Below are 11,937 nucleotides of genomic sequence, written 5' to 3' on the forward strand. Positions count from 1 at the left end.
GGCATAACATAATGAAAACGCTCAATATCTATCTCATGCGTCACGGCAAAGTGGATGCTGCTCCAGGGCTGCATGGTCACTCAGATTTAAAAGTGAAAGCGTCAGAGCAGCAAGCCATCGCTCAGGCATGGAACGAGCAGGGACGAGAGGTTGGCGGCATTATTACTTCATCGCTTTCTCGTTGTAGTGATGTGGCGCAAATCATCGCTGAGCAGCAAATGCTGCCTATGAGCGAAAATTCTGAACTGAAAGAAATGAGTTTTGGCGACTTCGATGGTGTGCCATTCGATATGTTGAGCGACAAGTGGAAAAAACTTGAGTCTTTCTGGCAATCTCCCGCACATCATACGCTGCCAAATGCTGAGAGCCTTAACGCATTTTCGCAGCGCGTAAGTAGTGCTTGGTCTCAAATTATCAATGATATCAATGACAACCTGCTAATTGTCACGCATGGTGGCGTTATTAGAATGATTCTCGCACAGGTGTTGGACGTTGATTGGCGCAATCCTCGCTGGTACTCAACGTTGGCCATCGGCAATGCGTCAGTCACACATCTAACAGTAACGATTGATAACCAAATCTATGCCTCAGTTCGTTCGATCGGTGTGCCGTTGATTGAATATAGATAGTAAAAATAACGAAAGGGGCCAGCTCCGTTACATCGAGAGGTTAGATTAACTTGCTTCGCTATGAGGGCGACAAGCTCTCAGAAGAAGTTGTTGAAGAGTTTGAACGATTAATAACCCATCGAAGTCAGGGCACGTAACGTTTTTAAGCACTATACGTTTCACAAGCAAAAATTTCGTGAAATCATAATGAACTTAACTAGGGCTGTGTTAAAGTTCACAGCCTTAACAGTTTGTAATTGATTAATAAACAATCGGTTTATTGCTTGGTTTGAGTGTATGGCGCGAAACGGTATCGGATTTTCAATCAAAACGTCGATTTCTACTCATAAGTGGGATCGCAGCAACAAAAATCCTTTGTACAATTTATTAACATGTCCGCCGTGCAATTAAGGAGTAACGCATGACGAAGTCTTTTTTTCGCCAATCGTTTTTAGCTGATACGTTAGATATGCATATAAATGTTGAGCCAGCGGAGTTGGTCTTATCTAATGGAGTAACACTAAAACTCTATCAGCGTGGTGTTCTAGAAGTGGTTCCTGAGAATTACACTCAGGAGACGAAAAACATCATCATCTCAACTGGTATTCACGGCGACGAAACCGCACCGATGGAGCTAGTAGATTCAATAATAAAAGACATTGAATCTGGTTTCATGCAGGTCGATGCCCGTTGTCTATTCATCATCGCTCACCCTGAGTCTACCTTGGCGCATACGCGTTTTCTTGAGGAAAACCTCAACCGCTTATTCGATGATAAAGGTCATACGCCAACCAAAGAGTTGGCTATTGCAGATTTACTGAAGTTGCACGTCTGTGACTTCTTTAAAGGTACTGACCCAGAAACGCGCTGGCATCTTGACTTACACTGTGCAATTCGTGGTTCTAAACACTACACGTTTGCTGTGAGTCCTAAGACACGCCATCCGGTTCGAAGCCAAGCTTTAATGGAGTTCTTGGATAGTGGCCATATTGAAGCGGTTCTATTATCAAACTCTCCGGCAAGTACATTCAGCTGGTACAGTGCAGAAAACTTTAGCGCGCAAGCTCTGACAATGGAGCTTGGACGTGTTGCTCGAATTGGTGAGAATGATTTAGATAAGCTAACGGCTTTTGATTTAGCGCTGCGTAATTTAGTCTCAGGCACAAAAGCAGAGCACCTGTCTAAGCCGTGTATTAAATATCGCGTCAGTCGTACGATTGTACGTTTGCACGATGACTTCGATTTCATGTTCGACGATAATGTTGATAACTTTACATCATTTGTTCATGGTGAAGTTTTCGGTCACGATGGTGACAAACCTCTGATGGCTAAGAACGACAACGAAGCGATTGTATTCCCTAACCGTAACGTTGCTGTCGGTCAGCGCGCGGCTTTAATGGTGTGTGAAGTTAAAACCCGCTTTGAAGATGGCGAATTAGTCTACGATTAAAGCGAAGCTTTGCTGCGCCTGACCCGATATAATCGGGTTATTTACGTATAACGGTTCGAATTCGTTGCAATTTACCGAGGCTTAACTGTAAGGTTAGGCCTCGTTTGTTTTTATCGGCTATTATGGATTTTCAACAACTTATCCTGAACAAGGAGCGACGCTGGCAGCGCAATCTTTTGATTATGTCCGCCGTGCTCATACTACTCTCTGCCATACACCTGATGGTCGGAGAGGTTTTCCTTTCTCCTTTTCAATCGATTTCTGCATTTGAGCAAAAATTGCTGGTGGATCTGCGCCTGCCAAGATTGCTATCCGCAGCTATCATTGGAGCCGCACTTGCCGTCTCTGGTGCGACGCTGCAAGTTTTATTAGGAAACGTACTTGCGGAGCCAGGTGTGCTTGGTATTTCCGGAGGTGCCAGTCTTGCAATGGTATTAGTGATGTTCGCTATTCCCGCGATGCCAACGCCGATGATCTTTATGCTGGCAGCCATTGCAGGATCCATGCTGTTCACCTTGGTTTTAGTCTCTATCGCAAGAGTGATGCACCTGACAACAGCGCGCTTGCTGCTCGTCGGTGTCGCGTTGGGTATTTTCTCCAGTGCGATCGTTACCTGGGCATTTTATTTCAGTGATGACCTAAGCCTGCGCCAGTTAATGTATTGGCTGATGGGGAGCATTGGCGGCGCGACTTGGTACCAGCATTCAGTGACTTTGGTGATGCTGCCAGTATTGATTTGGCTATGCTGGCAGGGCAAACCGCTCGATAAGCTGATGCTGGGGGAAGTCCATGCCACTCAGCTTGGTATCGATGTTCATCAGATGCGCTGGAAGTTGATTCTGGCGATTTCCATTCTTGTTGGCGGATCCGTCGCTCTCGGGGGAATCATCAGCTTTGTTGGTTTGGTTGTCCCTCATCTGCTGCGATTGGCATTTGGTACCGAGAACCGCTATTTGTTGCCGCTATCTGCGATTACAGGCGCAGCGTTATTGGTCTTTGCGGATATCGGTGCAAGATTGTTACTCGATTCGGCTGAACTGCCATTAGGCGTCATGACTACGTCGATTGGCGCTCCTATTTTCATTTGGATGTTGGTAAAGAGTCATGATGCACGTTAAGCACATCGCGGTCGGGAACCGATTATTGCCACTTTCGTTTGACTGTAACGCAGGGGAAATCGTACACGTCGTTGGCCCGAATGGTTCTGGTAAAAGTACGTTACTTGCAGCGATATCAGGCACACTGTCCAGTCAAAATTCCTTGAGCGGTGAGGTCATCGTAAACAGTGGCGATTTGCTCGAGATGCCATTATCTGAGCAAGCTTACGTGAGAGGCTATTTATGTCAGCAATCCAGACCGGTATTTAATGTTGACGTGTTCCAGTATCTTGCTCTTTCCTTACCAGTAGGCGTCAAGATCAGCGACAGTAAAGTGCGAGATGCTGTTAACGAGGTTATTACTCTGGTTCAGCTGCAAGATAAGTTACACCGTAGCATTCAAACGTTATCTGGAGGCGAGTGGCAACGCGTTCGGCTGGCCGGGGTGTGTTTGCAAGTATGGCGAACTATTAATCCATACTCGCAGTTAATGATTTTGGATGAGCCTGCTGCACCGTTAGATATTGCACAAGAGGGCTTGCTCTATCAACTCATCGCCGAAGTCGCTGGTCAAGGTATTGGTGTTTTGGTGGCGAACCATGATCTAAACCGAACTCTAAGGCATGCAGACAAGGTTCTATTGCTCAGTAATGGCGTACTCCACTCATCAGGCAAAGCTGAAGATGTGTTAACGGAAGAGGGATTGGGAGAGGTGTTTAATACTCAGGTGAGAAGGGTAATGGTTGAGGAAAAACCTTATTTACTTTTCGAATAGTCTTCTGATTCTCAAACAATAAAAAACGACCCTCTTGGGTCGTTTTTTATTTATGGACTGCAATTTATTGCGTCAGAGGCTTAAGGTCAGCCGGACGGTAGTAAACCGATTTTAGCACTTTGCCCTTACGAACCGTTTTGCCTTCGGCTACAAAGTCTTCAGCACATTTAGCGATGATGTATTCACCCTGATGTACCGCCATCAGTTTAATGCCTTGCTCCGCATAAAACGCTTCTGTTTCTGTGTACTCTTTTTCATTGCGGCACACTTTGCTCATGTTGCTTGAATGCACTTCGTCCCAGCAAGGGATAAAGTCGATACCACGGTTTTTCGCAACGTTCAGTAGCAGGTCAATCAGGTAGCTGATCGCCAAATTGTCTTCCACTTTGCTGTTACCAAGGTGAACAAGACGCCCCATCAGGACATAAACGCTGTCTACGATCGCGTCTGCTTGTTCTGTTTTACAATCTGCTTCTGCTAGCTCTGTAAGCTCTTCGATCGCCAAAGAAGTGTGTAGCGTATCCGCTTGTGCATCCAGACTAGCTTGGTCTGCGACTGGAAGGTCGAACGTGCTTCGGAACTCGGTGATGTCACGGTATAGGTGATCAAAAATCTCTTGGGTTAGCTTTGACAGTTGCATTCTAATATCCATTGAATCGATTGAAGCGGTAATGATAACAAACCGCTCTTTATTCCCCAAGAGACAAGAGTCTGACTGACTATTAAATCTGCCGCTTGGAGTGAGTGTAGGGTGCCGCTCTGAACGTTAAAAGCCGTAACTTATCGAAATAAATACGGGAACAGCTTTTTGCGTTCTTCTTCAGAAAGGGCAGAAACACGAGCGATGTTGGTATCTGGGATTGATTCAGGATCAGGGTAGTGTTTCAACATCTTTTCCATGCTCTCTTCACGAATAAGGTGAAAGATAGGATAAGGAGAACGGTTAGTCAGGTTTTCGTCGTCTTCAGGCTCTGCGCCACCAAAACAGTAATCCGGATGGAATGTCGCCACCTGAAAAATGCCTTCCCAATCTTGCTGCTTGATTAAGCCTTCAACCCAGTCAATAAACAGGTTGTAATCCCAGAAGTCGTCGAGCATGTTTGGTACAACTACTAATGTTGTTTCCAGTTTTTCTGACTCAGTATTACTTAGTTCGATCAACTGCAACAAAATGTCTTCCAGTAAGGCCACTTCTTGCGTTGCTTCACTGACGAAGATTTTAATCTGCTTGTTACGTTGTGGTTTAGCCGCAAACGGGCATAAATTCAGTCCGATAACCACGTCATTTAGCCATTGATCAACTTGTTGGCTGATTACGTTGGTATCTGTGTTTTGAGTTTCAGGTGTTGAGCGCGTTGACATACGATTTTTTAAATCTTTTTGAAAGTGGCGCAAGCATAGCAGAGATAAGATTTAACTTCTTCTCAATCCCGTAATCTCTTCACTTTCCTTTGCATCGTTTGCCTGCGTAATGCGTTTTAGATAAGCAATCGCACTAAACATGGCCAGATATAATGCACTGCCACCAACTAGTACTGTTGACCATCCGCCATGCTGCCAGCAGTAAAGAAGCAAGAACCCACCAAGACTTCCGCCCACATAGTAATGCACAAGGTAAAGAGCCGTAGCCGTCGCTTTTGCGTTTGTCGCTTTTTGACCCACCCAACCGTACGCCAGGGTGTGGGTAAAGAAGGCGCCGAAGCTAATCAGCAGTAAGCCAAACAGCATCGCAGCAACACTCTCAATTGCCGCAATCCACATACCGCTCAGACTAATGATTGCGCCTAAAAACATCCCAAGAATCGACGAGTAACGTTTACTCCAGTGACCTGCACAACGGGATGAAAAAGTACCGCCCAAATAGCAGACAAAGATAAGCGAAGCCAGACCTACTGGAATGTTGTGCGGCTCACTAACTAATCTGAAGCCCATTACTGAGTATAAATTTACGAATAACGCGAAATTCAGACCGCCAATCAACATCGCAAACCACACTCGTTGGTTTTTGAAGTGGCCTACGATGGCGCGGTTTTGTTGTCTTAATCCACTTGACGATGGTGTGAAGTTACGCTGCTTTGGCAGTAAATAGTAAACGCAGATAACACCCACTAGCGTCACTACCATAATGGCTTCTATGGCAACATCAACACTGAAGTTGTCGGCCAGCAGACCACCACTGATACGGCCAGCAATGCCACCTAACGAGTTAGCCGCAATGTAGGTGCCAATGGCCATCGAGAACGCATGTTTGTCGAGTTCTTCCGCCATATAAGCGACAGCAACGGCAGCAAAAGCCGCCAACGCGACACCAATAAGGGCGCGGCAGACCACTAAAAACAGGAATGAATCACCAAGCAGCATAAGTGCAGAAAGTGCAGGAATGGCGAATAAGCCAGCCATCATAACTGGTTTTCTTCCTATGGATTCAGACAATACTGCCATCGGCACGAGGCTGAATGAGAGCGCCAGCGTGGATGCCGCAAATAGCCAGTTAACTTGTGTCTCAGAAATGGCAAACAGCTGAGCAAAGGTCGGCAACATTGGCTGTAGAAGATATAAATTTGAGAAGACCAAAAATGAACCCAACGCAAGAGAGAGCGTGATTCGTTTGTATTCTGGTGTGCCGAAGATGACCATGTGTCCTGCCTGATGCGCGAGCGCCAATAAAAGAAACTGTGATCAATTTATCAGCTAATCATGAATTAAAAAAATATATTAAAAATATGGATGTCATATATTTTTGATCTAGTGGAATCAAAGCAACTTAAACATTTCCTTGCGGTTGCAGAGCAAGGCAATATCACCCATGCGGCTAAGGTGCTGAACATTGCTCAGCCTGCCTTAAGCATATCTATCAAAAAATTCGAGCAGTCGCTGGGAGTGACACTTTTTCGGCGTGAAGATAAGAAAATCAGTCTGACACAAGAGGGCGAAACTTTGTTGGTGCACGCAAAACGTGTGATTCAGCAATTGCACGACGCTCAGCTTGCGATCAATGAACTGAAAGGTCTGGCGAAAGGTGAGGTGCGCTTAGGCACGCCTTCAATGATGGGGAGTTACTTTTTCCCGCGTATCGTCATGGCGTTTAAAAGTCAGTTTCCGGATTTGAAACTAACGCTGGTGGAAGCGGGTACACAATCTGTAAGAAACATGCTGCTTAATGGTCAGTTAGATATCGGCGTGATCAGCTGTGACAATGTTCCTGACGATCTCGAAACCGATCATCTATTTACCAGCCAGATGGTTGCCGTTGTGGCGCCAGAGCATGAGTTGGCTCAGCGAGAATCACTCACGTTTGACGAGTTTTTTGAACACGAACTGGTGATGTTTCAGCGTGGCTACTTCCACCGAGAGTTCTTAGATCACGTCAGTGAAGAGCACGGCTTTACCATGAAGTCGTCGTTTGAGACCAACTTATTGCCATTGATCCTCAGTATCGTAAAGCACGAGTTCGCGATTACCGCGTTACTGGAACTGGTTACTCAGAATGAAAAAGGTGTGGTAGGGATTCCGTTTAATCCGCCAGTAACGCTTGATCTCGCGTTAGCATGGCGGAAAGAAGGCTATTTATCGATTGCGGACAGAACGTTTATCGATTTCATTAAACGTTATTTGTAATCAGACGAACAAATTGTAGTCAGAAGGAAAAATTAGTCCTCTTTGTACATCTTTTCGAAGTTCTTTGGATTCCAGCCAATCATCACTCGGTCACCAATCTTTAGTACCGGAACTGAGCGCGCACCCAGTGCATCCAGCTCTTTACGGCCTCGCTGCATTTTCGCATTGCACAGGCGGTAAGTGATGTTTTTCGAATCCAGATAACGTTGAGCATCTTTGCAGTGGGGGCATTTGTCTTTGATGTAAAGAACGACACGTTTCATTGAATTTCTCTCCATTATCTTTGGGCTGCGAAGTTTAACGACCTTTGGCGACAATTGAAAGACGAAATCTATTTTGAGAGCAAGGGTGAAAGTACTGTTTAACTCGGGTATATTTAGCGCCTTTCCTTTGTCATAGCAGACTTTATACTATGCATCCGTCACTTCGATACATTCAGGGTTACCCTCAAAACATCGTTGAGCAAGTTAGCTCTTTGATAGACAGCGGCAGGCTAGTTCCCTGGTTTGAAAAACGCTATCCGGAACGCCATCAAATCAAAAGTGAAAAGGCGCTGTATGAGTATGCCATAGCGATCAAAAATCGTTATATGAAGAAAGCAGCACCGATCAGCAAAGTGGTCTACGATAAGAAAATTCACTTAATTAATAACGCGCTAGGGCTGCACAGCGTGATCAGCCGTAACCATGGTGGCAAGCTCAAATCGAAGAACGAAATTCGTATTGCGAATGTGTTTAAAGAGGCACCGGAACCACTGCTGAGAATGCTGGTGGTGCATGAACTGGCTCATACGCGAGAGAAAGAGCACGATAAAGCCTTCTACCAACTGTGCTGTTACATGGAACCCGAGTATCACCAGTTAGAGTTTGATGCGCGTCTGTTTATGATTTACCTCGATTTAAAAGCGAACTCGAATGAAGAACAATAACCAACCCGCTAAGTCAGAAAAATCCAAACACGTAGCAAAGCCAAAGCAGGGTAAAGATGGCGCGAAAGCGGAGAAACGTTTGAAGAACAAACCTTCTGCCAAAGCAAAATCGCCTGCAGCAGCGAAAAGTGATGTGGACTTCATTAAAATAGCCAAAAATGGATTGCATGAACGTAATCCGCATCGTGGTCGTTATGACTTCAAAAAATTGACTGCAAGTGAGCCTCGATTAAAAGCCTTTGTGATTAAGAACCCGAATGGGGAGGACTCGATCAATTTCTCAGATCCAAAAGCGGTCAAAATGCTCAACAAAGCCTTGCTAGCGGCGTATTACGATATCGAATTTTGGGATATCCCTGAACACTATTTATGCCCTCCAATTCCGGGGCGTGCCGATTACATTCACCGTGTTGCCGAATTGCTAGACGGAGAAGTAAAAGGCAAGTACCCGCATCATGATGTACGTGCGCTAGACATTGGTGTTGGTGCAAACTGTATCTACCCTATTGTCGGGGTAACAGAATACGAATGGCACTATACTGGTAGTGATGTCGATCCAAAGTCAATTGAGTCGGCGCAGGCGATTGTCGATGGCAATGTGTCACTCAATGGCAGAATCGAACTGGTTCATCAGGTTAGCCAAGCAAACATTTTCCGTGGCGTGATTCAGCCTGGGGAGCGTTACGATGTCACAACGTGTAATCCTCCTTTCCATCGTTCAGCAGAAGAAGCGGCGATGGGTAGCCAACGTAAAGTCGATAACTTAAGAGCGAACCAACACAAAAAGGGCTTGAAACCTGTCCGTACAAGTTCTACTAAGCCAACGCTTAACTTTGGTGGCCAAAATGCAGAACTTTGGTGTGAAGGTGGGGAAGCGGCGTTTATCCGTAAAATGGCCAACGAAAGCCAGGGTTTCAGCGCGCAAGTGCTTTGGTTCACTACGCTGATTTCAAAGAAAGACAATGTACGTCCCATGCGCAAGCAGCTTGAAAAACTCGGCGTGAAAGCCATTCGCGTCGTGGAAATGAGTCAAGGCCAAAAGGTGAGTCGTTTTATCGCCTGGTCATATATGGATAAAGAAGAACGCAAAACGTGGCGATCGCTGAAATAAGTGAGTGAAGCCGATCAGTTTACATACCAGTCTGCTATTTTCTATTTTGACGTACTTTCAGGGTGTTACTACTATTCAATGAGATCCATTGTATGAGTGAACAAAAATGAAGGTAGGAATTTCCAGAGAATATTCTTCATCGGGTCAAATAGACGAAGACGAATGCATTGTTTTGTTGGACAAAGCGGAGTTGGTGTCCGGAGAGATCCGCATAAGTGGTAGTGGTGAACGAGACCCTACGTCGAAACACGATGGCTACGCTCTGACCGGCTACGTGCTACTTCATCCTGCAGAGTTTCAAAAGGTGGTCGATATGGCGCTCGAAGCGGGTTTGATTACTATAAAAGTGTCGGACGGTAAGTAGTAAATTAGAGCTTAATTAAGCATTGCCAGATAACGCGTAATCTAGCAATGCCAGTTCATTTCCAGCCAGTGTTTAACTGGCTTTCATGGTTCTGATAAATGGAACACCATCGTCATCATGGTGGACATTCGCTTCCACCTGATAAATGTCTTTAACCAATTCTGTCGTCAGGACATCTTTTGGCGCTCCTACGCTGACTAATTCACCCTGTTTTATCACCAAGAGATTATCGGCGTACTGTGCGGCAAGATTGAGATCGTGTAAAACCATGATGCTCACGTAGTTCTGTGCGCGAGTTTGAGTAACAAGATGGTCGAGCAATACGTGTTGGTGATGAAGGTCGAGTGCGCTGACGGGTTCATCAAGCAGCATGATTTGTGGGTTGCGCATGATAGCTTGAGCGAACAGGATCATTTGACGCTGACCACCACTTAAAGAACTCACGTTGCGGTTAGCTAAATGCGCCATGCCGATGCTATTGAGTATCTGTAAGCCTTCACCAAGAAGTTTGTCATCGATACGCAGGCTGAGGCTGTCTAAACGTCCCATCAGTACCACTTCAATAACAGTCAAACTAACCTCTAAGCCGATATCTTGTGGCATGTAGCCAAACTTAGCTCGCCATGAAGAGAGAGACTTGTGATTGAGCTCATCACCGTAGTGAGAAATTGAGCCGCTGGCCAGATTTACATCACCGAAAATGGCTTTAAGTAGGGTACTTTTACCCGCACCATTTGGCCCGAGTACCGCTGTTACCTGGCCCGGTTCCAGTTTGAAGTTGAAGTCATTGGCAAGGGTTAATGTATCAATCTGAATGTTTACGTTGTTTGCTACCAGCATCCTTAACCTCGCTTCGCCAAAATCAACCAGAAGAAGAAAGGTACGCCGATGATCGCAGTAACGATACCGATCGGGAACAGTGCACCTGGAACGATGATTTTTGACAGAACCGACGCGCCAGAAAGCAGGAAAGCACCAATCAGGAAAGAGAGTGGCAAGAAGAATCGCTGATCTTCACCCACCATGGATTTCGCCATGTTAGGAGCAACGATACCCACAAAGCCGATGATCCCGACGAAGCTGGTTACGGTGGCGGTGATGACCGCAACGATAAACAACGTTTTCAGACGTAAGCGAGTGATGTTAACGCCAACACTTTTCGCACGCTCTTCTCCCAGTCGAAGCGCGGTCAGCTTCCATGCATCTTTCAGTAACAGCATTCCGCCGATAAGCACGACAGCAGACGTAATCGCAACGGTATTCCAGGTCGCTTTGGTTAAACTACCGAAAAGCCAAAACAGAATCTGCTGGCTAAGTTCTGGAGAGGATACGAACTGAACCAGAGACAATAGCGACTGGAACAAAAACAGCAGGGCAATACCAGCAAGAATGAGTTGTCCTGAACTGATATGACGAGCCGATGCTAAAGAAAACAGGAAACAGGCAGATAACATACAGCATAAGAATGCGCCCATCGGAACCGCGTAATAACTGCTTAAGCCAAACGATCCCATATACAGGGTGATAGCAGCACCAAAACCAGCGGCCGCAGCCATACCCAAAGTATATGGGCTTGCCATTGTGTTATTAAGCAAAGTCTGCATTTCGGCTCCGCCCATTCCGAGCGCGCCACCAACGACAATCGCCATTATCGCAATTGGCAGTCGTAGTTCTGTCACAATGATTTGAGTGGAAGGTTCAACCTGATAAGGCAGGCCAATAAATTCAAACAGAGAGTGGAGTACTTTGGTTGCATCAAGAAGAGAAGGGCCTGTCATGATGTCGAGTACGAAAGTCATCAGAATGAGTGCGCTGAATGCACCAATCACCAAAATTCGGCGCTTTTCGCTCTTACGTTGCTGCTGGATAAGCTGTTCTAAAACTGCAGTTTGCACGACTTACTACCTAATTATTATTTATTTACGGCCAGTAGATAGACTTACTCGGCGCGCTAGGAAGGTAGCGATACTAGCATTAATGATAGTT

14 protein-coding genes are annotated in these 11,937 nt (G+C 45.8%); 8 read left to right on the forward strand and 6 right to left on the reverse strand.

The features are described 5' to 3' along the window. The first annotated feature begins 11 nt into the window (after positions 1-11). The 4 genes from cobC to btuD all read left to right on the forward strand — a co-directional run bounded on the left by cobC (position 12) and on the right by btuD (position 3,930). On the forward strand, positions 12-629 hold the full coding sequence (gene cobC / locus ACWYU8_RS12255) for an alpha-ribazole phosphatase family protein (RefSeq protein WP_457519839.1): 618 nt from the start codon (positions 12-14) through the stop codon (positions 627-629). A gap of 400 nt (positions 630-1,029) precedes the next feature. Further along, positions 1,030-2,058 carry a succinylglutamate desuccinylase gene (locus ACWYU8_RS12260; protein WP_457519840.1) on the forward strand — a complete coding sequence of 343 codons (1,029 nt, stop codon included), beginning with the start codon at positions 1,030-1,032 and terminating at the stop codon, positions 2,056-2,058. 122 nt (positions 2,059-2,180) lie between these two features. Then, entirely contained in the window at positions 2,181-3,176 is a 996-nt protein-coding gene (btuC, locus tag ACWYU8_RS12265) for a vitamin B12 ABC transporter permease BtuC (protein WP_457519841.1), read from the forward strand. Further along, the gene (gene btuD / locus ACWYU8_RS12270; RefSeq protein WP_457519842.1) at positions 3,163-3,930 is read left to right on the forward strand and encodes a vitamin B12 ABC transporter ATP-binding protein BtuD; all 768 of its coding nucleotides are present in this window, start codon (positions 3,163-3,165) and stop codon (positions 3,928-3,930) included. Before btuC ends, btuD begins: the two co-directional genes overlap by 14 nt. Positions 3,931-3,994: 64 nt before the next feature. Here btuD and ACWYU8_RS12275 read toward each other — a convergent pair whose 3' ends face one another. From ACWYU8_RS12275 to ACWYU8_RS12285, 3 genes are all read right to left on the reverse strand, one after another. Further along, the gene (locus tag ACWYU8_RS12275; protein WP_444492463.1) at positions 3,995-4,570 is read right to left on the reverse strand and encodes a nucleoside triphosphate pyrophosphohydrolase family protein; all 576 of its coding nucleotides are present in this window, start codon (positions 4,568-4,570) and stop codon (positions 3,995-3,997) included. Between the two features lie 140 nt (positions 4,571-4,710). Beyond that, positions 4,711-5,292: a DUF1415 domain-containing protein gene (locus tag ACWYU8_RS12280; protein ID WP_457519843.1), complete on the reverse strand. Its 582-nt coding sequence runs from the start codon at positions 5,290-5,292 to the stop codon at positions 4,711-4,713. 51 nt (positions 5,293-5,343) lie between these two features. Continuing rightward, the gene (locus ACWYU8_RS12285) at positions 5,344-6,567 is read right to left on the reverse strand and encodes an MFS transporter (protein WP_457519844.1); all 1,224 of its coding nucleotides are present in this window, start codon (positions 6,565-6,567) and stop codon (positions 5,344-5,346) included. A 111-nt stretch (positions 6,568-6,678) separates the two neighbouring features. On the opposite strand from ACWYU8_RS12285, the gene ACWYU8_RS12290 reads away from it, so the two are divergent. Continuing rightward, positions 6,679-7,548, forward strand: coding sequence for a LysR family transcriptional regulator (locus tag ACWYU8_RS12290; RefSeq protein WP_457520188.1), 870 nt, complete (start codon positions 6,679-6,681; stop codon positions 7,546-7,548). Positions 7,549-7,580: 32 nt separating this feature from the next. Here the strand turns inward: ACWYU8_RS12290 and ACWYU8_RS12295 are convergent, their stop codons facing one another. After that, positions 7,581-7,811 (reverse strand): glutaredoxin family protein, encoded by a 231-nt coding sequence (locus ACWYU8_RS12295; RefSeq protein WP_457519845.1) that lies wholly within the window; start codon positions 7,809-7,811, stop codon positions 7,581-7,583. A gap of 149 nt (positions 7,812-7,960) precedes the next feature. On the opposite strand from ACWYU8_RS12295, the gene ACWYU8_RS12300 reads away from it, so the two are divergent. The 3 genes from ACWYU8_RS12300 to ACWYU8_RS12310 all read left to right on the forward strand — a co-directional run bounded on the left by ACWYU8_RS12300 (position 7,961) and on the right by ACWYU8_RS12310 (position 9,951). Next, a complete protein-coding gene (locus tag ACWYU8_RS12300) occupies positions 7,961-8,476 on the forward strand; it encodes a YgjP-like metallopeptidase domain-containing protein (protein ID WP_457519846.1) in 516 nt (171 codons plus the stop codon). After that, positions 8,463-9,587, forward strand: a complete 1,125-nt coding sequence (gene rlmF, locus ACWYU8_RS12305; RefSeq protein ID WP_457519847.1) for a 23S rRNA (adenine(1618)-N(6))-methyltransferase RlmF — start codon at positions 8,463-8,465, stop codon at positions 9,585-9,587. The genes ACWYU8_RS12300 and rlmF overlap by 14 nt, the downstream gene beginning before the upstream one ends. A 106-nt stretch (positions 9,588-9,693) precedes the next feature. Continuing rightward, entirely contained in the window at positions 9,694-9,951 is a 258-nt protein-coding gene (locus ACWYU8_RS12310) for a hypothetical protein (protein WP_457519848.1), read from the forward strand. A 72-nt stretch (positions 9,952-10,023) separates the two neighbouring features. Here ACWYU8_RS12310 and ACWYU8_RS12315 read toward each other — a convergent pair whose 3' ends face one another. Both ACWYU8_RS12315 and ACWYU8_RS12320 read right to left on the reverse strand, forming a co-directional pair. After that, positions 10,024-10,791, reverse strand: a complete 768-nt coding sequence (locus ACWYU8_RS12315; RefSeq protein ID WP_457519849.1) for an ABC transporter ATP-binding protein — start codon at positions 10,789-10,791, stop codon at positions 10,024-10,026. A gap of 2 nt (positions 10,792-10,793) precedes the next feature. Continuing rightward, positions 10,794-11,846, reverse strand: coding sequence for a FecCD family ABC transporter permease (locus ACWYU8_RS12320; protein WP_457519850.1), 1,053 nt, complete (start codon positions 11,844-11,846; stop codon positions 10,794-10,796). Positions 11,847-11,937: the final 91 nt, after the last annotated feature.

This window comes from Vibrio limimangrovi, from assembly GCF_054064025.1.